General features: G+C 61.6%; 18 protein-coding genes. 7 read left to right on the top strand and 11 right to left on the bottom strand.

Translation table 11 applies throughout. The annotated features are described in order from the left end of the window. Nucleotides 1–15 precede the first annotated feature (15 nt). Nucleotides 16–300 carry a hypothetical protein gene (locus tag J7557_RS16015; protein WP_291421044.1) on the bottom strand — a complete coding sequence of 95 codons (285 nt, stop codon included), beginning with the start codon at nt 298–300 and terminating at the stop codon, nt 16–18. A 621-nt stretch (nt 301–921) separates the two neighbouring features. Here J7557_RS16015 and J7557_RS16010 point away from each other — a divergent pair. Both J7557_RS16010 and J7557_RS16005 read left to right on the top strand, forming a co-directional pair. Continuing rightward, nucleotides 922–1422, top strand: a complete 501-nt coding sequence (locus tag J7557_RS16010; protein WP_291421043.1) for a cytochrome b/b6 domain-containing protein — start codon at nt 922–924, stop codon at nt 1420–1422. 149 nt (nt 1423–1571) lie between these two features. Further along, nucleotides 1572–2129 carry a hypothetical protein gene (locus J7557_RS16005; protein ID WP_291421042.1) on the top strand — a complete coding sequence of 186 codons (558 nt, stop codon included), beginning with the start codon at nt 1572–1574 and terminating at the stop codon, nt 2127–2129. Between the two features lie 40 nt (nt 2130–2169). Here J7557_RS16005 and J7557_RS16000 read toward each other — a convergent pair whose 3' ends face one another. Next, complete coding sequence (locus J7557_RS16000) at nt 2170–3966, bottom strand: ABC transporter ATP-binding protein (protein ID WP_291421041.1); 1797 nt, start codon at nt 3964–3966, stop codon at nt 2170–2172. Between the two features lie 802 nt (nt 3967–4768). Between J7557_RS16000 and J7557_RS15995 the strand changes: the two genes are divergently transcribed. Further along, nucleotides 4769–6010, top strand: coding sequence for an aminopeptidase (locus J7557_RS15995; RefSeq protein ID WP_291421040.1), 1242 nt, complete (start codon nt 4769–4771; stop codon nt 6008–6010). 117 nt (nt 6011–6127) lie between these two features. Here the strand turns inward: J7557_RS15995 and J7557_RS15990 are convergent, their stop codons facing one another. Together J7557_RS15990 and J7557_RS15985 are read right to left on the bottom strand one after the other, a co-directional pair. Then, nucleotides 6128–6673: a DUF924 family protein gene (locus J7557_RS15990; protein ID WP_291421039.1), complete on the bottom strand. Its 546-nt coding sequence runs from the start codon at nt 6671–6673 to the stop codon at nt 6128–6130. A 44-nt stretch (nt 6674–6717) separates the two neighbouring features. Then, complete coding sequence (locus tag J7557_RS15985; RefSeq protein ID WP_291421038.1) at nt 6718–7641, bottom strand: VOC family protein; 924 nt, start codon at nt 7639–7641, stop codon at nt 6718–6720. Between the two features lie 168 nt (nt 7642–7809). Here J7557_RS15985 and J7557_RS15980 point away from each other — a divergent pair, with 168 nt between their 5' ends. Next, a complete protein-coding gene (locus J7557_RS15980; RefSeq protein ID WP_291421037.1) occupies nt 7810–8133 on the top strand; it encodes a YARHG domain-containing protein in 324 nt (107 codons plus the stop codon). Between the two features lie 142 nt (nt 8134–8275). Here the strand turns inward: J7557_RS15980 and J7557_RS15975 are convergent, their stop codons facing one another. The 5 genes from J7557_RS15975 to J7557_RS15955 form a co-directional block, all read right to left on the bottom strand. Further along, nucleotides 8276–8569: an HPr family phosphocarrier protein gene (locus J7557_RS15975; protein WP_291421036.1), complete on the bottom strand. Its 294-nt coding sequence runs from the start codon at nt 8567–8569 to the stop codon at nt 8276–8278. Nucleotide 8570: 1 nt separating this feature from the next. Beyond that, on the bottom strand, nt 8571–8975 hold the full coding sequence (locus J7557_RS15970; protein ID WP_035079454.1) for a PTS sugar transporter subunit IIA: 405 nt from the start codon (nt 8973–8975) through the stop codon (nt 8571–8573). Between the two features lie 142 nt (nt 8976–9117). Beyond that, on the bottom strand, nt 9118–9582 hold the full coding sequence (locus J7557_RS15965; protein WP_291421035.1) for a hypothetical protein: 465 nt from the start codon (nt 9580–9582) through the stop codon (nt 9118–9120). 184 nt (nt 9583–9766) lie between these two features. After that, the gene (locus J7557_RS15960) at nt 9767–11458 is read right to left on the bottom strand and encodes a sensor histidine kinase (RefSeq protein ID WP_291421034.1); all 1692 of its coding nucleotides are present in this window, start codon (nt 11456–11458) and stop codon (nt 9767–9769) included. A gap of 101 nt (nt 11459–11559) precedes the next feature. Beyond that, entirely contained in the window at nt 11560–12276 is a 717-nt protein-coding gene (locus tag J7557_RS15955; protein ID WP_035079460.1) for a response regulator transcription factor, read from the bottom strand. Nucleotides 12277–12516: 240 nt separating this feature from the next. On the opposite strand from J7557_RS15955, the gene pckA reads away from it, so the two are divergent. After that, a complete protein-coding gene (gene pckA, locus J7557_RS15950) occupies nt 12517–14109 on the top strand; it encodes a phosphoenolpyruvate carboxykinase (ATP) (RefSeq protein ID WP_291421033.1) in 1593 nt (530 codons plus the stop codon). Nucleotides 14110–14157: 48 nt separating this feature from the next. Here the strand turns inward: pckA and J7557_RS15945 are convergent, their stop codons facing one another. Together J7557_RS15945 and J7557_RS15940 are read right to left on the bottom strand one after the other, a co-directional pair. Further along, the gene (locus tag J7557_RS15945) at nt 14158–15063 is read right to left on the bottom strand and encodes a cell wall hydrolase (protein WP_291421032.1); all 906 of its coding nucleotides are present in this window, start codon (nt 15061–15063) and stop codon (nt 14158–14160) included. Nucleotides 15064–15553: 490 nt separating this feature from the next. Continuing rightward, nucleotides 15554–16216, bottom strand: a complete 663-nt coding sequence (locus J7557_RS15940; RefSeq protein WP_291421031.1) for an HAD family phosphatase — start codon at nt 16214–16216, stop codon at nt 15554–15556. 88 nt (nt 16217–16304) lie between these two features. On the opposite strand from J7557_RS15940, the gene J7557_RS15935 reads away from it, so the two are divergent. Both J7557_RS15935 and J7557_RS15930 read left to right on the top strand, forming a co-directional pair. Further along, nucleotides 16305–17714 (top strand): protein adenylyltransferase SelO, encoded by a 1410-nt coding sequence (locus tag J7557_RS15935; RefSeq protein WP_291421030.1) that lies wholly within the window; start codon nt 16305–16307, stop codon nt 17712–17714. A 128-nt stretch (nt 17715–17842) separates the two neighbouring features. Beyond that, complete coding sequence (locus J7557_RS15930; protein ID WP_291421029.1) at nt 17843–18394, top strand: gamma carbonic anhydrase family protein; 552 nt, start codon at nt 17843–17845, stop codon at nt 18392–18394. Nucleotides 18395–18553 lie beyond the last annotated feature (159 nt).

The following is an 18553-nucleotide window of genomic DNA, read 5'->3' as shown; positions in this document are numbered from 1 at the left end:
TTAAAAGCCCAATCCTCACCCACGCATAACCTCCGCCGCCCCCTTCAGCCGCTCCACGCTCGCCTCGTTCCAGCTCTCCACCGCCTGCCGCGCGGCAGTTTCCCGGCGCACAAACGCCTCGATCCGCTCGTGCCCGATCTCGTCGAGCAGATGCCTTATGGGCGACCACATGGCCCAGTTGGGATTGACCATCCGCATGTGCAGGCGATCTTCCGTAATATCGAAGGTGACATTGGCCGAGCGCGCCAGATCCAGAAATTCGGCGACGTGGGCGTCGGGCATCGGTTCGGAATAAGCCATAGGGCTGCCTCGTATTTGATTTAAATACAATGCGTTTTCGCGGGCCGGGCTCCGGTGGCCTGGTTTTATGGTGAATGAAGGGTTAAGGGGATCGAGACGCCCCCACCCATCCTCCCCCTCGCGGGGGAGGGGCCGCATCGCGTCTGGGGGCTGTCTCGTGCCAAAAACACCGGCCCAGCTCCGCCCCCTTTAGGGGGAGGTTGGGAGGGGGTGTTGCAAGCCACGAAACCAGCCCACTTATCCCGCTTATCCCCGCCCGCAAAATCTCCTTTATTCTTCCCCCATCCACCCCGCGCGAGCGGCCTGCAGGCGATCAGTGGCGGGGGGAGCCGGTTGTGGGGAGGTCGCCTTCCCCATAGGTTCGGGAGTCGGTCCCTCGCGACGAGCGATCAAGAGGCGCTGTGGGCTCTGTCCAAAAACCCGGCCTCCGGAGCGGTGATCGCTTCATATACAAATTCATCCGAGGCGATTGCCGCTCCGGGGTCCGCTCAAAACCGGGAGCCAGATTGGCCGGCCGGGGCTTTGGCCTGTCCATTTGTTCACTTGCAAGTTCCTTTCGCCTCGCCAATTCTGGACCCATGCGGCGCGCCGCGCCGTCAGGCCCTGAAGGAAAGCGTCACCATGTCCGTGTCCACCCCATCCGCCGGCTATTCCCGCGCCCAGGTCATTCTCCATTGGGTCATTGCGGCCCTCATTCTCTTCCAATTGCTGGTCCATGAAAGTATGGAAATGGCATGGGACGCGCGCATGGAAGGCGGCCCCGCCGAGGGCGCCAATCCCCTGCCCCATATCATTGTCGGCAGCCTGATCCTGATCCTTGCCGCCGCGCGCGTGGTCATCCGCCTCCGCCATGGCGCTCCGCCGCATCCGGCCGGCCAGCCTGCCGCCCTCGGCGTCGTGGCCAATGTGATCCATGGCCTCATCTATGTGCTGCTTTTCGCGCTGCCGATTTCCGGCCTTGTCGCCTGGTTCGGCGGCATCGAGAACGCGGCCGATGTCCATGGCGGGCCGCTGCGCCTGGCGCTGATCGCCCTCGTCCTCATCCACATCGCCGGCGCGCTGGTGCAGCAATTCGTGCTGAGGAGCGGCGTGCTCATGCGCATGCTCAAGCCCGAGAGCTGATCAGCATATCTCTACTCTTGATATATTGACCAGGAGAAGCAGTACTTTCGTACAGATTAACGTCGAACTACGCATTAATACGTGATTCAAACAATTTCCTCAGAATAGGTCGGACGATGACTTGAGCAGTTTCTAGGAGGGAAGCGGCCATGATCTTGTCTGATACCACCAACATGCTCGCCGATTGCGGCGCCGTTACTTTCGCGCCCAATGATGTGAGCACCAGCGCGCTCGGTACGCTGGCCACAAAATTCGGCTTCGGCACGGTGGCCAACTATACCCAGTTCGCCGAGCTGCCCAAAAACCGGCTGACCTATTTCCTGGTCCATGGGCTTTTGCCAGACGGCGCCAAGCAGCGCATCATAAATGGCCTCAGGAGCTCCGATCATATTTTCCGTCGTTTCGCGCCCATTGTCTGTTTCGTCACCGCTGGGCCGCGCCACCAGATCGTGCCGCTGGTGCAAATGGGGTTCGATGAAGTGCTCTTCGTCAGCGACGGCATTGTCGACATGAGCCACAAGCTCAGCGATCAGTTGCAGCGCGAATTGCTCTATGTCGAAGCCGAGCACTATTTCGGTCCCGACCGGCGCCGCATCGAGCGGGTCGATCCCAACGATCCGCGCCGGCGCCTGGGCGGCTCCGAATGCCGCAGAATCCGCGTGGTGCGCGATCCGCGCATGGGCATTTCCACCATGGATGTCGCCTGAACGAAAAGCCCGCAGATCGCTCCGCGGGCTCTTTTGCATTTTAGGCTACGAGGCCCTTGGTCAGTTCCAGCGCCTGCCGCTCGAACAACCGGCGATAGATGCCGCCCGAAAGACGGATCAGCGCCTCGTGATTGCCCTCTTCCACGATCTTGCCCTTGTCGAAGACCAAGAGGCGATCGAGAGCACGAACCGTCGAGAGGCGGTGCGCGATGACGAGTGTCGTCCGGCCGACCATCAGCCGTTCCATCGCCTCCTGGATCATCACCTCGCTCTCGCTGTCGAGGCTCGAGGTGGCTTCGTCCAGAATGAGCACCGGCGCATCGGCGAGAAACGCTCGGGCGATAGCGACACGCTGGCGTTCACCACCCGAAAGTTTCACCCCGCGCTCACCCACCATGGTCTCAAAGCCCTTGGGCAGGGACATGATGAAATCATACGCATTGGCTTGTCTTGCCGCCTCGATGATTTCGGCCCGGCCCGCTTCCGGCCTTCCATAGGCGATGTTTTCGGCCAGGGTCCGGTGAAACAGGATCGGCTCCTGCTGCACGATGGCGATCTGACCGCGCAGGCTCGCCTGCTGCACTTCGGCAATGTTCTGACCGTCGATGGTGATGGCGCCGCTATTGATGTCATAGAGCCGCTGGATCAGTTTTACGAACGTCGTCTTGCCCGAACCCGAATGCCCCACAAGACCCACACGTTCGCCCGGCTTGATGGCGACGGAGAAGTCGCGATAGAGCGGAGTGGCGTGCGCACCATAGCGGAAGGTGACGTGGTCGAAATTGATCGCGCCCTTACCGATGGCAATCGGCCGAGCCCCGGCCTTGTCCTCGACACCGAGCGGCATTTCGGACAGGGCCACCAGCTCTTCCATGTCATTGACCGAGCGCTGCAGGTTGCGGATGTGCATGCCCACGTCGCGCAGATAGCCCTGCAAAACGAAGAACATGGCGAGGACGAAGGTGATATCGCCGGCAGAAGCCAACCCTTGGGTCCACATCAGAAGGCCCGTGCCCAGAATACCGGCCTGCATCAGGGTCATGAGAAGACCCTGAATGGTGCCATTAAGCGTGCCGCGCTTCCAGGTCCGGCGGGTACGCGAATCCCACTTGGACATGACATGGCGCAGCCGGTCCTCTTCGCGCGTTTCGGCGCCAAAAGCCTTTACCACCGAGTTGCAGCTGACCGCATCCGCCAGGGCACCGCCAAGGCGGGTGTCCCAGGCATTGGCAAGGCTTGCGGCCGGCGCCACATAGCCCACCGACATCAGGACGGTGAAGGCGATGTAGATCACCGAACCACCGGCCACGACCAGACCCATGACCGGCCAATAGGAGCCGAGCAGGATCGAGGCGCCGACCAGCATCACAAAACTCGGCAGCAGTGCGACCAGCAGAATGTCATTGAGCGCGTCGAGCGCCCACATGCCGCGCGTCACTTTTCGCACGGTTGAGCCGGCAAAGCTGTTGGCATGCCAATCGGTCGAAAAACGCTGCACGCGGTAAAAACCATCATCGACGACCCGGGCCATCATTTTCAGCGTCAGCTTGATGATGCCGTTGAACACGAAGAAGCGGAGCACGACACTGGTTACACCCAGCGCCGCAACCACGGCAAAGGCGCGCACGGCATCGTTGAGCGCGGTATTCTGTCCGCCCGAAATGGCGTCGACAATGCGGCCCGAAAACATCGGCACCAGCACTTCGGCAATGGTGGCGACCATGACGAGGCCGGCAATCAGGGCGATACGCTTGGGCTGGCGAGCCCAGTGGCGGAAGGTAAAGCCGAGCACGCTGCGGAAAGCATCGGCGCGGAAGTCGAGTTTCTTGCGACTCATTTGGCAGTCCGGCCCCGTTCTCCGGCGGCCGGCTCCTCAAAAATGGCTATGAAAGGCACAAAACTGACCGGTCGAGACAATGACCCTGTCGGGCCGGTCGGGTCTGCGGAAGGAAAAGAAGAGAGAAAACCGCGGGCGGCTGGCCTAAACGGCGGGCCGCGGTTGGCAGGGACCTAAGGTCGGCCGATGCCAAACGGGGAAGCGATCATAAATGCTGTCATGCAACGCCTCCCTAGGTTCAAAGAAAATGAAGCGGCGTACGGTTGATAGCCAAACCGTTCGCCTTTGCCAATAGGTCTTGGGATGGAAAGTTGCGCGTGGTGCCGTTGAGGCACAGTGTCGGGAGGTCGGGGCGTCAGCGCGCGCAGCTGACGTTACCGGCGTGCCTTGAAAACTTCTCCGTCGTCATTGCCGGGCTTGTCCCGGCAATCCATCTCGCCTCCGCATGGACCACCGGGACAAGCCCGGTGGTGACGACGACGGATTGATCGTGGACAAGGTGGGCAGCGGGGTGCGTTGGTCAGGCTACTCCGGCTTCTTCGCCCCGGGCGCATAGATCCCGCGGGTCTGGAACTCGGCATAGGCCATGGCGGCGGCGAAGGCGCCGAAGATCGTGACGACGGCGATGATGAGAACGGTCATGGAAAGAGCCTCCAAAGGTGATGGCTTCCATATCCGCCCGTGCCGAGCGGCCAACCTTGATTGAGATCAACGGATTTTCCGATTTGCGCGGGTGGCGCGGCGCATGTGGGGGCGGTAGGCTCGCGGCCAACCGATTCAACGAAAAGAAGGCTTTGTCCCGATGAGCAATTCCCCCATCGATCCCGCCAAACTCGACAAACTCGGCGAAGTGGCGATCAAGGTCGGCCTGCAACTGGCCGAGGGCCAGGATCTCATCATCACCGCCCCGATGGTTGCGGCGCCGCTCGTGCGTCGTATCACCGAGCACGCCTACAAGGCCGGCGCGGGTCTGGTCACCTCGATCTATTCGGACGAGGAAGCGACGCTCGCCCGCTACAAATATGCCAATGATGGGAGTTTTGACCGCGCTGCCGGCTGGCTCTATGCGGGCATGGCCGAGGCCTACAAGAACAATGCCGCGCGCCTCGCAATTTCGGGCGACAACCCGATGATGCTGGCCGGCCAGGACCCGGAAAAGGTCTCGCGTGCCAACCGCGCCAATTCGGCCGCCTATCGCCCGGCGCTGGAGCTGATCACCGGTTTTGATATCAACTGGAACATCGTCTCCTACCCGACCCCGGCCTGGGCCAAGCTCGTTTTCCCGAACGATGCTGAAGAGGTCGCGGTCGCCAAGCTCGCCGACGCCATCTTCAAGGCCTCGCGCGTTGACCAGGACGACCCGATTGCCGCCTGGAAGGCGCATAATGCGAACCTGAAAGCCCGCTGGACCTGGCTCAACGGCAAGAAATTTTCGTCCCTGAAGTACACGGGCCCGGGCACCGATCTCACCATTGGCCTTGCCGATGGTCACCGCTGGAAGGGCGGCGCGTCGGAAGCCAAGAACGGGGTCACCTGCAACCCCAATATTCCGACCGAGGAAGTGTTCACGACCCCGCATCGCCTGCGTGTCGAAGGCACCGTGGCGGCCACCAAGCCGCTCTCGCACAACGGCACGCTGATCGAAAACATCCAGGCGCGCTTCGAAGGCGGTGTGCTGGTTGAGCTCAAGGCCACAAAGGGGCAGGACGTATTCAACAAGGTCTTGGACACCGATGAAGGCGCCCGCCGCCTCGGCGAAGTGGCGCTTGTGCCGCATTCCTCGCCGATCTCGGCCTCGGGTATCCTCTTCTACAACACGCTCTACGACGAAAACGCCTCGTGCCACATCGCCATGGGCCAGTGCTATGCCGACTGCTTTGAGGGCGGCAAGGACCTCTCCCAGGATCAGATCTTTGCCCAGGGCGGCAACAAGAGCCTGATCCACATCGACTGGATGATCGGCTCGGACAAGATCGACATCGACGGCGTCCATGCCGACGGCACGGTCGAGCCTGTCATGCGCAAGGGTGAATGGGCGTTCTAAGGAACGCTCTACTTTCCCCTCCGTCGTCATTGCCGGGCTTGTCCCGGCAATCCATCTCGCCTCCGCTAGGGATCACCAGGACAAGCCCGCTGGTAACGACGACTAAAGGACCAAAACCTAAAACTTCCGCTCGGCCTGTTCTTCCATATAGGCCAGCTCTTCCTTCGTACTCTCGCGCCCGAGCGGCGCATTGCGAAAGGGAAAACGCCCAAAACGGTCCACCGTCTCGCGATGGGCCACGGCATATTTCAGCTGATCCTCGTCCCCCAGCGCCTCATAGAGCCGCACCGAGGCTGACTGGATCGCCGCCGATTCCGCGTGCATGAAGGGCAGATAGATAAAGCCCCGGCGCGGCTGCTCGAACTGCATGTCGAGCCCCTGCCCCACCATTTCCTGCGCCAGCACCAGGGCTATCTTGTCCTGCGCAAAGGCAAGCGGCGAATTGCGGAACAGCTGGCGCGAAAACTGGTCGAGCACGATAATCTCGGCCAGTCTTCCAGAGGGTTTGGCGCGCCATTCCCAGGCCTCGCCCTTGGCGACATGGGCGTGGGTCTGGCCAAAAACTTCGGCGATTTTCGCGTCGAATTCGGCCTTGCCGGCAAACCAGTCTTCCGGCCCGTGCTCGACGAACCAGAAGTTCAGCACGTCATCTGCGTTGCGCATGTCTTCCCCTTGCCCAGTTTGAAGCAAAACGCAGCAGCCTCGCTTTAGTTTGCCGGGACCACGCGAATGCGATTGCCGAAGGGATCCTGCGTTTCAACGCCCTTGTCCAGCTTCTCGATCGGCGTCCCCGCCTTTTCGAGCCGGCCGATAACCGCATCGAAATGCTCGGCGCCGGGCACGGCAATGGTGAACCAGCGCAGGCCTGCCGATCCCGCCGGCGGCAGCGCCGCATTGGGACCGGACCAGATGTTGAACGCCACGGTATGCGGCATGTAGTCGAGCCCGACATCGCCCATGCCGAAGGAATTGATCAAGAGGAACCCAGCAAAGCCGATGACGTCGCGATAAAAATCCATGGCCATGTTGAGGTCGTTCACATGCACATGGATATGGCCGATCCGCGTCCCGGTAGGCATGCGCGGAGCAAGCATCGGCGCCGGACCCAATTCGCCGAGAAGACCATCGAGATCGATCGGCTCGCGCCCGGAATGGGGTTTTCCGTCAGCGGTCATGGCATAGGTTTCGCCCTTTTCCGGATCGCCCAGCGTACCGCGCCATGGCGTCTCAAAGGTGATTTCGATGCCGTTGCCGTCAAAATCCCAGAGATAAATGGCTTCGCTGACAAGGTGATCCGTCGGCGAAATCCTGACATTGCGCTGCAACGCCCGCACCGCCATCTGCGCCAGATCCACCCGGCTCGGCACGTGCACGGCCACATGATAGAGCCCGATGCTGCGCGGCACAGCCGGACGCACGGCGCCCGTCTCGAGCACGATCAGCACCTTGCCGCCGGCCCCAAGCTGCAAGAGATTGCCCGTCTCGTCGATCAGTTCGAGCCCGACCACATCCTGCCAGATGGCGAGGGCGCGGGCGCGATCGGTCACGGCGATATGAACCGGCCCCAGCGTCGTGCTGAGCGGCAGTTGCGGCTTGGACTTCACCACTGTCTGAACGGATGTGTCGATCATGCCGACCTCCCAAAAGCGCTAAACTTGAGCTGACACCAATCTAGTCCCACACGACCGGGACTTCTATGGAAACAATGGTGAAGGCTTCGTTCGCCCAAACCACCCCAATCGACAATCTTCCTGCTGTCGTTAATCCATGCTTTGATCGCCCCAGCAGAGGAGGACGATATGCTCAGAGGGTTTGCGGTGACGCTGGCTATGCTCGCCAGCATGACGAGTGCATTTGCCAATTGCTATGAGATGATCGGCTGCGATGACAGCGACTATTTCCAGCGCTCGGACCTACGCCAATTGTCCTGCCAGTCACTCTGGGAAGTGCGCAACTGGATCTACAAGCAGAACGGCTATTGTTTTTCCACCCAGCGCGCCAAGAACGCCTTCGGCAATGAAGGCTGCTGGATCACCAATCAGGCCCAGGTGAAGCTCAACGCGGTAGAACGGGAAAACGTCGCGACCATTGCATCGGTGGAGAAATCGCGTGGGTGCAATTGAGCGCCCGCATTTTCACCGCGACCTCCGCCCATTCGCGGCGTCATTCCCGCGAAAGCGGGAATCTCAGGGTGCTGGAATAGGGATTCCCGCTTTCGCGGGAATGACACGGTGATTTTGAGGGATTCGCGGGACGACGGACGCCTCAAACGCCCTCATTGTCCTCGTCAAAGCCGTTGTTCACCAGCTCGACAATGGCCTCCAGCGCCTCGCGCGCCTGCTTGCCCGTTGCCTGCACCAGAATGGTCGAGCCCGGCCCGGCGCCGAGCATCATCAGGCCCATGATGGAATTGCCATTGACCGACTGACCGTCCTTGACGACGTGCAGCGAAGCATCAAAGCATTCCGCCGTGCGCACGAAGCGCGCCGAGGCGCGTGCGTGCAGGCCCTTGCGGTTGACGATGGTCAATTGCTGGGCGACGGCACGATCTCCATCCATTTCAGGATGCTCCACCGAGAATGGAATTGGCCACCGTAATATACTTGCGGCCCGCTTCCTGCGCGAGAGCCACCGCATCGGCCAGAGCAAGATCGCCGCGCACGCGCCCAAGCTTGACCAGCATGGGCAGGTTGACGCCCGCGATCACTTCGACATTACGGTTCTGCATCACTGAAATAGCCAGGTTCGACGGGGTGCCGCCGAACATATCGGTGAGAATGATCACGCCATCGCCGCTATCGGCCCGGTCGATCGCTGCCAGAATGTCCTCACGACGCGTCTCCGCGTTGTCCTCAGGACCGATGGCGATTGTCTCACACTGTTCCTGGGGTCCAACAACATGTTCGAGCGCCAGCTTGAACTCATCCGCCAGCGCGCCATGCGTCACCAGAACCAACCCGATCATGCATTCTCCCCAGACGATGGCTGCGTCTTAATCAGGGCGCAACCCCATCCCAGTCCAATAAGCCCCCGCTCCCTGCCTCGGGTGCATTTGGGAGCGGGGGCCAGTCTTGCCCCCGATGACAACGGTTGCAAGCGATAAATTGTCACCCTCCAGAGGGGATAGCGATTGCGCGCAGCGCCTCTTCGATCAAGAGGCGCTGGTGCTCGATTCCAATCACACCCGCCTGCGGCACCGGGCAACGGGCGATTTCGAGGCCTAAAAGCGCACATTTGAAATCGTTGTTCTCGGGCATCCGTTCAAGGGTCGGCACGAGATCAACCACCAGATCGAGCCTTTTGCCACTTTGATAGGGCCGTCTGACAATGCCGTGACCGCGCAGTTCGATGAGGCCGGCGATGCTGGCTGGGGCGTGAAGGAGAATGGTTTTGCCGCCACCTTCGAGGTCGACCCGATCATCCGAGACCAGCGCGGCATCGCGGCCGCAAGAGGCGAAGACGTCGAGAAGGTAGAGGGCGAGCAGCGATTTGCCCGAGCCCGAGGGGCCACGAAGGATGATGCCTTTGCCGTCCAGCAGAATGGCGGTCGCGTGGATGTTTTCGCGGGTCACGGGCGCCCCCCCCAACCCACGACGTCATTCCCGCGAAAGCGGGAATCCCTGATCCTCCGCAGTGAGATTCCCGCTTTCGCAGGAATGACGCCGTAGAAGGAGTGAAAGCAGTTCAGCCAGCGCCTCCCTCCCCCTTGTGGGGAGGGAATGAGGGTGGGGGGAGCGGCAAGCACGATGCCCAAAACTACCGCCGCGACTTCGGCAGCGACACCGTAAACAGCGCGCCCGACCGATCCGTCCGGTTCTGCGCCTTGATCGTTCCCTTATGCGCATCGACGATCTGCTTGGAAATCGACAGGCCAAGCCCGGAATGATTGCCAAAACTCTCGGTTTCCGGCCGGTCGGTATAAAAGCGCTGGAAGATGCGGCTGACATCGCCGGTAATGCCCGGCCCTTCATCGCTCACCGTCACGACGATCATGTCGGTCTCGGTTGACACCGACACCGTCACGGTGCCATCGACCGGCGAGAACGACACGGCGTTGTCGATCAGATTGGCGAGCACCTGCGCCAGGCGGCTTTCGTGCCCGGTAATCACGGTCGAGCCGCGCCCGAGGCGCTTGCCCATCACCACATTGACCTGCCGCCCTGCCGCCACATCCTTCTGGATACCGACCATGGCCTCGGCCAGCTTTTCGACATCGACCAGTTCGGCGCTTTCGCGCGCCAGTTCCGCATCGAGCCGGCTGGCACTCGAAATATCTGTTATCAGCCGGTCGAGCCGTTTGACGTCATGCTGGATAATGTCGTTGAGCCGCGCCCGGTCTTCCGGCTTTTTCGCCAGCGGCAGCGTTTCCACGGCCGAACGCAGCGAGGTCAGCGGATTTTTTAATTCATGCGCCACGTCGGCGGCAAAGCGCTCGATGGCTTCGATGCGATTATAGAGCGCATCGGTCATACGGCGCAGCGCGCCCGAGAGGTGCCCGATTTCGTCTGGACGATCAGTCAGGTCCGGAATTTCGGCACGCGCATTGCCCGCCGTCTGCACCCGCTCGGCAGCAGCCGAAAGGCGCCGCATCGGGCCCGCAATCGTGCCGGCGAGCAGCAGCGACAGCGCGATCTGCACCCCCGCAGCGATCAGCGCGATGCGCAAAATGCTCCAGCGCTCCTGCGCCACCACTGAGTCGATATCACCCGGCGCGGTCGAAAGCAGAATGGCCCCGACCACGGCGCGCAGACGCTGCACCGGCACGGCAACGGACACCACAAGCTGGTTATGGTCATCGGCGCGCACGAAGTCAGCAGACGCCCCCTGCAGGGCCGAGGCGACTTCGGGATAGCGCGTCCCCTCGTCCGCTCCATATTCCTGATATTTTGAGAAATTATCGCCCGGCGCCCAGGCGATAACGGCATTCCACCAGTCGAGAAGAAAAAACGAATTGGTCCGGGTTGTGTCGATCTGCTGTCGGATCACCTCGCCGCGCCCGATGATATTGTCGCTATCAAGGATCAGCAGGCCCTGCTGGTCGTAAATGCGTGCCCGGGTCCTTGTAGGGGTAATCAGGTTACGCAGGAGCGGCGCAACGCGCTCGGGACTGATGGGAAATTCGAGCGACGGATCGAAATAGGAGAGCGGGGAGACGTTACCCGATTGCAGTTGGATCAACCGGTCGGGATTGATCGAGATGACATCACTGTCGACCGTTGCCGACGCCGCGATCGCCGCGGCAATGATTTCCCCCTGCACGCGCAACGATTGCACGCGTGCGTCGATCAGGCCTGCGCGCCACTGGTTGAGGTACAAGATACCCACCACCAGCACGAGCAGGCCCGCAAGGTTGAGCACGATGATGCGGCGCGTCAGGCTCGAAAAAATGGTAAAATCGACAAAGCGCCGCAGCGCCACGATCACCTGTCCAAGCGGTTTCAACGCCATGCGCCAGCCACGCCTGCTCCCTTTTTGCGCGGGCGCAGGTTCGACGTCCCGCTCGGGACGCGTTCCCTCGACATGAGGATCGATCGTGGCCACGAAGTTCCTTATTGCTCCTTGAAGCGATAGCCGACGCCATAGAGCGTTTCGATCATTTCAAAGTCGTCGTCGGTCGCCTTGAACTTTTTGCGTAGCCGCTTGATGTGGCTGTCGATGGTGCGATCATCGACATAGACCTGATCGTCATAGGCCGCATCCATCAGCGCGTTTCGCGACTTTACGACGCCGGGGCGCAAAGCCAAAGCCTGCAGGATCAGAAATTCGGTGACGGTCAGCGTCACGCGCTGGCCCTTCCAGGTGCAGGTGTGGCGCTCTTCGTCCATCACCAGCGAGCCGCGCTCGATCAGGGCCTTGCCCGGCACGGGTTCGCCGGCGGGGCCGGCAGCAGCCGAAGGATCGCGCGGCGCCGAACGACGGAGGATCGCCTTGACCCGTTCCACCAGCAGGCGCTGGCTGAACGGCTTGGTAATAAAATCGTCGGCGCCCATTTTGAGGCCAAACAGCTCGTCGATTTCCTCGTCCTTGGAAGTGAGGAAGATCACCGGCACGTCGGACTTTTGGCGCAGGCGGCGCAGCAATTCCATGCCATCCATGCGCGGCATCTTGATGTCGAGAATGGCCAGATCGGGCTTGTCGGTGGTCAGGCCTTCGAGGCCCGAGGCCCCGTCGGTATAAGTCGCTACCTGATAGCCTTCCGCCTCGAGGGTGAGGGAAACGGAGGTAAGAATGTTCCGGTCGTCGTCCACGAGGGCGATCTTGGGCATATTCTGCCTTTCTAGTTGCGACGCTTGCATCTTGTCGGGACCAGCGGCCCCTCACGCGACGTTGCAGGCGACAATTACGCGTTAAATAAGGCGGGGCCAAGCCTCTAGCCAGTCCCTCACCCCCTACGAAATGGTTGCGACTTCCGTCTTACGACCGATTTCGGGATGGTTCGCATGGCTTAGGCCTCACTATTTTCGTTCCTATCCGCTGCCCTTGGCGGCGCCTGATGGAGACGAAGAATGAGTGTCGAGGACCATAGCGCCCTGCGCCAGGCAATCGCCGAAGCCGCACCTTCGCTCAGTGCAAACGCCATAGCCCCCACACTGGTTGCAAACACGCTGAGAGAAGGCGGAGCACGGCTTACCGCCCATGGCGCTCTGTCTGTCGAAACCGGCGCGTTTACCGGCCGCTCGCCCAAGGACAAGTTCATTGTCCGCGATGCGCTGACCGAGAAAAAAATCTGGTGGGACAATTCGGGCGCTCTTACGCCCGCTCAGTTCGATCTGCTCCTCAGCGACATCAAGGCGCACCTAGCAGGCAAAGATCTCTACCGCCAGGACCTCCTCGCCGGAGCCGATCCGCGCCACCAATATGGCGTCACCGTCCTTACCCCGAGCGCCTGGCACGCCCTCTTCATCCGCAATCTGCTCATTCGTCCCGGCGAAGGTGTTGAAACCTCGGACACGGCCACCCCGGTGACCATTATCCATGCACCGCTCTTCACCGCCGACCCGGCTCGCCACGGCACGCGCACCGAAACCGTCATCGCGCTCGACATGACCCGCAATCTCGTCCTCATCGGTGGCACAAGCTATGCCGGCGAAATCAAGAAGAGCGTTTTCTCGCTCTTCAACTTCCACGCTCCCGCCGACGATGTCCTTCCCATGCACTGCTCGGCCAATCTTGGCCCCAATGGGGAAGCCGCGCTGTTCTTTGGCCTCTCGGGCACGGGCAAGACGACACTCTCCAACGACCCCGCTCGGCCACTGATCGGCGACGACGAACATGGCTGGAGCAAAGACGGCGTCTTCAATCTCGAAGGCGGTTGCTACGCCAAGACGGTGAAGCTCAGCGCCAGTGCCGAGCCCGAAATCTTCGCCGCCACCCGAACTTTTGGCACGGTGCTCGAAAATGTCGTGCTCGATGCTAACAGTGTGCCAGCATTTGACGACGTATCGCTCACCGAAAACACGCGTGCGGCATACCCGCTCCACGTCCTGCCCTCGCTCGCCCCGGGCAGCGTCGGCGGCACGCCCAAAACCGTCGTCTTCCTCACGGCCGACGCTTTCGGCGTCCTCCCGCCTTTGGCAAAGCTGACGCCCGAACAGGCCGTCTACCACTTCCTTTCGGGCTACACCGCCAAGGTCGCCGGCACCGAACGCGGTGTCACCGAACCGCAAGCGACCTTCTCGGCCTGCTTTGGTGCCCCGTTCATGCCGCTGCATCCAACGGTCTACGGCGACATGCTGGCCGAGCGCCTGCGTTCGAGCGGCGCCCAAGCGTGGCTCCTCAACACCGGCTGGATCGGCGGCGCCTATGGTCAAGGCAAGCGCATCGACATCGCCTCCACCCGCCGCCTCCTCACCGCGGCGCTCGACGGCGCGCTCGACAATGCCCCGACGCGCCTAGACCCGCTCTTCGGCTTCGCCGTTCCCACTGATGTCGCCGGTGTCGACCCGCGCCTCCTCGACCCGCGCCAATGCTGGGCTGACACCGACGCCTACGATAGCCAGGCAACCAAGCTCGTCGATCTTTTCCGCAATAATTTCAAGAAGTTCGGCCCCGACGCCGACGCGGAGGCCGGCCCGCAATTGCTGCAGGCAGCCGAATAAAACAAAGGGCGCCAGTGGCGCCCTTTTCGTTTCCCGCTCGGGAAAACCTCAGTTCGGCGAATAGAAGATATGCGCCCCGACTTCAGCCACGCGGCTATAGGTATAGGACCAGGAAGGACGAACATTGGTCGTGTGGTAGAACAGTGCCGAATCCGGAATGGCGCCGATTTCTGCCCCAGTTGCATATTCGGCATAGACGTCCTTGGCCAGCGCCATAGAACGGGCCCAGGCCTGGCGTTCGCCCGGCGCATCACCGCGGCCGTCACAGGCAAAGGTAAACTGGCATTTGTAGCGGCCCTGATTGGCGCCCTGGTAGATCACGCCGCAGAGCGAGGACGGATACTTGTCCGAACGGGCGCGATTGACGATGACATTGGCCACAGCCAGTTGGCCGGCAGCGCTTTCGCCGCGGGCTTCGTGATAGATCGCCTGGGCAAGGCAATCGCGCTCGGCATTGGCCACTTCAGCGCGCTTGGCGGTCGGCTGATAGCCGCTGGCCACATAGGCCGCGAGCAGATCAGGCGTCACGGTCGGCTGGTGTGTCGGCGCGGCAGGCTTCATGAAGCTGTCGATGGCCGAAAGCGCGGTATTGCCGCCATCGAGCGAGCCGCGGGCGATATAGCCCATCAGCATTTCGGTCGAGAGCGGGGGCTGCACGCCACCCTCGGTCACATCGACGGCGCGAAGCTGCTGCTGGCGCGCGACGTAGTTGGAAAGAAGCGCATCGGTCAGCTTCTGCTGCCCCGGCGCGAGCGGCACCATGGTGGCGCCGAGAGCGGGCTGCGTACGGACCTGAGCGATGGGGGCCGGAATGTCGAGCGGCAGCACGAGGTCAGTTTCGTTGGCATGGACCATGAGGGGCGAGGCGATCACGCCAACGACGAGTACCGTCGCGGCGAGCGCAGCCACTTTGAAAGCGGCGCGCGAGAACTTGTGCCCCCAGCGTGAAGTCAATGCCCCGTCCTTGCCCCTGAGCCCATCCGTTACCTCCGGCGGGCCTTCTGGTTGGATCGCATTCGCAATCCGTCTTTGCGGGGGCACCCTAGCCAAGCCCGCAGAGAGATGGAAGCCAAAATTTACGGCTGGTTAACCATGCGCCTTAGCTTCTTAAAACACGGTTAATGCGCAAAGCCGATCTTGCAAACCCATGAAATCCATGGGTTTGCAACGTACTGACCAAAGGTTTTCGGAAGAAATTAGAATTTTATGCGCTTTTTAGCGCGTCTGATTCTTAACAGACCGATGCGGCGGGATCACAGGTCTGGCCACTGCCGTTAACGTCAAGGCGGGCGCAAAATACGCTTGGCTCCTGCAAAAATGTGCCCCACCCACAGGCTGTCATCCCGGCGAAGGCCGGGATCCATCTCGAGATCTCAGGATGGGCCCCGGCCTTCGCCGGGGTAACAATTGAGCGTTAGGTTGCGCTGAAAATCAGAGCAAACGCTTAGTGAGGAAAGGCCGCCTTGTGGACGTGCACGAGGCTTTCCATCACCGAAATGCCGAGCGCCAAAACCTCGTCATTGGGATGGACGAGATCGGGCACCATCACGGTCTGCATGCCGGCGGCATGCGCGGCATGGACGCCGGCAAGGCTGTCCTCGAGCGCGAGGCAATTGGCCGGGTCGATTTTCAGCCGGCTCGCCGCCGTCAGATAGGGCTCGGGATGGGGCTTGGGATGGGTCACGTCATCGCGCGTAACAATGGTCTCGAAAAGATCGAGCAGACCCGCCGCACTCAAATGGTGCTGGGCATGGGGATTGCGCGACGATGTCGCGACCGCCGTCGGAATATTATTGGCATGGAGCGCCGCGATAAAATCGTGAACACCAGGCTTTACCGGCACGCCGCCATGAGAACGCTCGCGCATGCTGACGCGGCATTTTTCATCGAAGAGAGCATAAGGAAAACTGACGCCATAGGCTTCGAGCAGAAGCTGGCTGGTGCGCTCATGGCTGCCGCCGACCATGGAACGATGGACATCGTCGGTCATTTCGAAGCCGAGGTCAGTACAGACCTCGAATACGATGGTCTTGAAGACCGCTTCGGTGTCGAGCAAAGTGCCGTCCATATCGAAGATGGCGGCCTGAAATGGTGCAAGCTGTATCATCCGCCATGATATAGGCCGATTTGACCCGGCACGCCAGACACGAGGGCGCAAGCGAGCCTTGCAGCACGGGCCGAAACATAGAGCCGACATGACCCAGTTTATCCCCGCCCAAAGCCATGCCGATCTCGGCCGCGACTTCTTCGACCCCGTCGCCCCTGCCGATTTTCCCAAGACCATCCTGCGCCATCGCGACCAGCGCTGGGCCGACCGCATTGGCCTGGGCGATCTGACGGAAGAGGAGTGGCTGAAACATTTCGGCCGCTTCGAACCCCTGCCCGGCTCTCTGCCCCAGCCCCTGGCCCTGCGCTATCACGGCCACCAGTTCCGCACCTATAATCCCGACCTTGGCGACGGCCGCGGTTTTCTGTTCGCGCAGTGCGTCGATCCTGTCGACGGGCGGCTCCTTGATCTCGCTACCAAGGGCTCGGGCAAGACGCTGTGGTCGCGCGGCGGCGATGGCCGCCTGACGCTCAAGGGCGGCGTACGCGAGGTGCTGGCGACGGAAATGCTCGAAGCACTGGGCGTCTATACGTCCAAGAGTTTTTCATTGGTCGAAACCGGGGAAGAACTCTATCGCGGCGACGAACCCTCGCCGACCCGCTCAGCCGTTTTGACCCGGCTCAGCCACAGCCATATCCGCATCGGCACCTTTCAACGGCTGGCCTATCTCGAAGACACGGACAATCTCCGCCGCCTCGTCGACTATTCCATCGCAAATTACTATCCGCACCTTGCGGGCGCGGCGGACCCAACCGCCGCCTTGCTGGAAGCCGTGGTCGAAAGGGTCGCCCTGCTCGGCGCGCAATGGATCGCTGCCGGTTTCGTCCACGGCGTACTCAACACCGACAATATCAACATCACTGGCGAAAGCTTCGACTACGGCCCCTGGCGCTTCCTGCCGGTCTACGACCCCGACTTCACCGCCGCCTATTTCGACCAAACCGGCCTATATAGTTTTGGCCGCCAGCCCGACACGCTTGCCTGGAACCTCACCCGCCTCGCCGAATGCTTGCTGCCGCTCTCGAACATCGAGGCGCTGGAGCCGGCGCTCAACACGGTCTGGCCCATCTTCCGCACGCAACTGCCCCTCGCAATGCTGCGCCGCCTCGGCCTCTCGCCGCGCGATGGGGACAGCAACAATGCCTTTGTGACAGCCCTCTTCGGCTTCCTCTCGGCCAGCAAGGCGCCTTATGAGCAGTTCTTCTTCGACTGGCGCGGCGGCGCCCTCAGCACCGAACGCGCGGCACGTAGCCCCGCCGCCAAGTTTTACGCCACCGACGCCTTCCGCCCGCTGGCGGATCTGCTCGAAACGTTCGGGCCATCAGACGACGTCAATCTCGACCACGCCTATTTCGCCCGCGAAAAGCCGCGGACGATGCTGATCGATGACATGGAGGCCATCTGGGCCCCGATTGCCGAAAGCGATGACTGGAGCCTGTTTCACCAGACCCTGAGCGAGATCGCTGAGATGCGCGAAGCCTATGGCGTCTTGATTTAACCTCTCCTCCCACGAAGTCATTCCCGCGAAAGCGGGAATCTCTGTTTCGGAAAGGGGGATTCCCGCTTTCGCGGGAATGACGCGACGCGTTGGGGTGGCTAGTATTCGTCCAAACCACGGAGGACCCCATGCCCATCTATGCCCTCGACGGGATCACCCCGGAAATCTCCCCCGAGGTCGGCTGGATCGCTCCGACCGCCGTGCTCATCGGCGATTGCCATATCGGCCCCGAAGTCGGCATCTGGTTCGGCACCGTCGCCCGCGGCGATATCGAGCGCATCTCTATTGGCGCCCGCTCGAACGTTCAGGAAAACTGCGTCCTCCATACCGACCAGGGCTTTCCCCTCACCATTGGGGAAAACTGCACCATCGGCCACAGCGCCATCATCCATGGCTGCACCATTGGCGACAACACGCTGATCGGCATGGGCGCGACAGTGCTCAACGGCGCGAAGATCGGAAAAAACTGCCTCATCGGCGCCAATGCTCTCATCACGGAGGGCAAAGAGATTCCCGACAATTCCCTCGTCGTCGGCGCGCCGGGCAAGGTCATTCGCACGCTCGACGCCGAAGCCATTGCCGGCCTCACGGCCTCGGCCGATCGCTATGTGAAGAATGCCAAGCGCTTTGCCGCGGGCCTCGTGGAGGTGCATCGCCCGAGCGATTTCGACCCGGCTTAGTCGTCTCAGCGGGGCCTTGCCGGGCCCCCATTCCCGCTTCGGTCGTCATGGCCGGGCTTGTCCCGGCAATCCATCTCGCCACGGGCATGGACCACCGGGACAAGCCCGGCGGTGACGATGGAACTAGAGTCTCCGCAGTAATTGCTTGCTACCCACAGG

Source organism: Devosia sp. (assembly GCF_017744655.1).
In the GTDB taxonomy this organism is placed as follows: domain Bacteria; phylum Pseudomonadota; class Alphaproteobacteria; order Rhizobiales; family Devosiaceae; genus Devosia.
This window is presented reverse-complemented; position numbering and strand designations above follow the sequence as displayed.

What these genes read in the sequence shown, in the direction of transcription:
- J7557_RS16015 (WP_291421044.1), bottom strand. Translation starts at nt 300, where the DNA reads ATGGCTTATTCCGAACCGATGCCCGACGCCCACGTCGCCGAATTTCTG.
- J7557_RS16010 (WP_291421043.1), top strand. Translation starts at nt 922, where the DNA reads ATGTCCGTGTCCACCCCATCCGCCGGCTATTCCCGCGCCCAGGTCATT.
- J7557_RS16005 (WP_291421042.1), top strand. Translation starts at nt 1,572, where the DNA reads ATGATCTTGTCTGATACCACCAACATGCTCGCCGATTGCGGCGCCGTT.
- J7557_RS16000 (WP_291421041.1), bottom strand. Translation starts at nt 3,966, where the DNA reads ATGAGTCGCAAGAAACTCGACTTCCGCGCCGATGCTTTCCGCAGCGTG.
- J7557_RS15995 (WP_291421040.1), top strand. Translation starts at nt 4,769, where the DNA reads ATGAGCAATTCCCCCATCGATCCCGCCAAACTCGACAAACTCGGCGAA.
- J7557_RS15990 (WP_291421039.1), bottom strand. Translation starts at nt 6,673, where the DNA reads ATGCGCAACGCAGATGACGTGCTGAACTTCTGGTTCGTCGAGCACGGG.
- J7557_RS15985 (WP_291421038.1), bottom strand. Translation starts at nt 7,641, where the DNA reads ATGATCGACACATCCGTTCAGACAGTGGTGAAGTCCAAGCCGCAACTG.
- J7557_RS15980 (WP_291421037.1), top strand. Translation starts at nt 7,810, where the DNA reads ATGCTCAGAGGGTTTGCGGTGACGCTGGCTATGCTCGCCAGCATGACG.
- J7557_RS15975 (WP_291421036.1), bottom strand. Translation starts at nt 8,569, where the DNA reads ATGGATGGAGATCGTGCCGTCGCCCAGCAATTGACCATCGTCAACCGC.
- J7557_RS15970 (WP_035079454.1), bottom strand. Translation starts at nt 8,975, where the DNA reads ATGATCGGGTTGGTTCTGGTGACGCATGGCGCGCTGGCGGATGAGTTC.
- J7557_RS15960 (WP_291421034.1), bottom strand. Translation starts at nt 11,458, where the DNA reads ATGGCGTTGAAACCGCTTGGACAGGTGATCGTGGCGCTGCGGCGCTTT.
- J7557_RS15955 (WP_035079460.1), bottom strand. Translation starts at nt 12,276, where the DNA reads ATGCCCAAGATCGCCCTCGTGGACGACGACCGGAACATTCTTACCTCC.
- pckA (WP_291421033.1), top strand. Translation starts at nt 12,517, where the DNA reads ATGAGTGTCGAGGACCATAGCGCCCTGCGCCAGGCAATCGCCGAAGCC.
- J7557_RS15940 (WP_291421031.1), bottom strand. Translation starts at nt 16,216, where the DNA reads ATGATACAGCTTGCACCATTTCAGGCCGCCATCTTCGATATGGACGGC.
- J7557_RS15935 (WP_291421030.1), top strand. Translation starts at nt 16,305, where the DNA reads ATGACCCAGTTTATCCCCGCCCAAAGCCATGCCGATCTCGGCCGCGAC.
- J7557_RS15930 (WP_291421029.1), top strand. Translation starts at nt 17,843, where the DNA reads ATGCCCATCTATGCCCTCGACGGGATCACCCCGGAAATCTCCCCCGAG.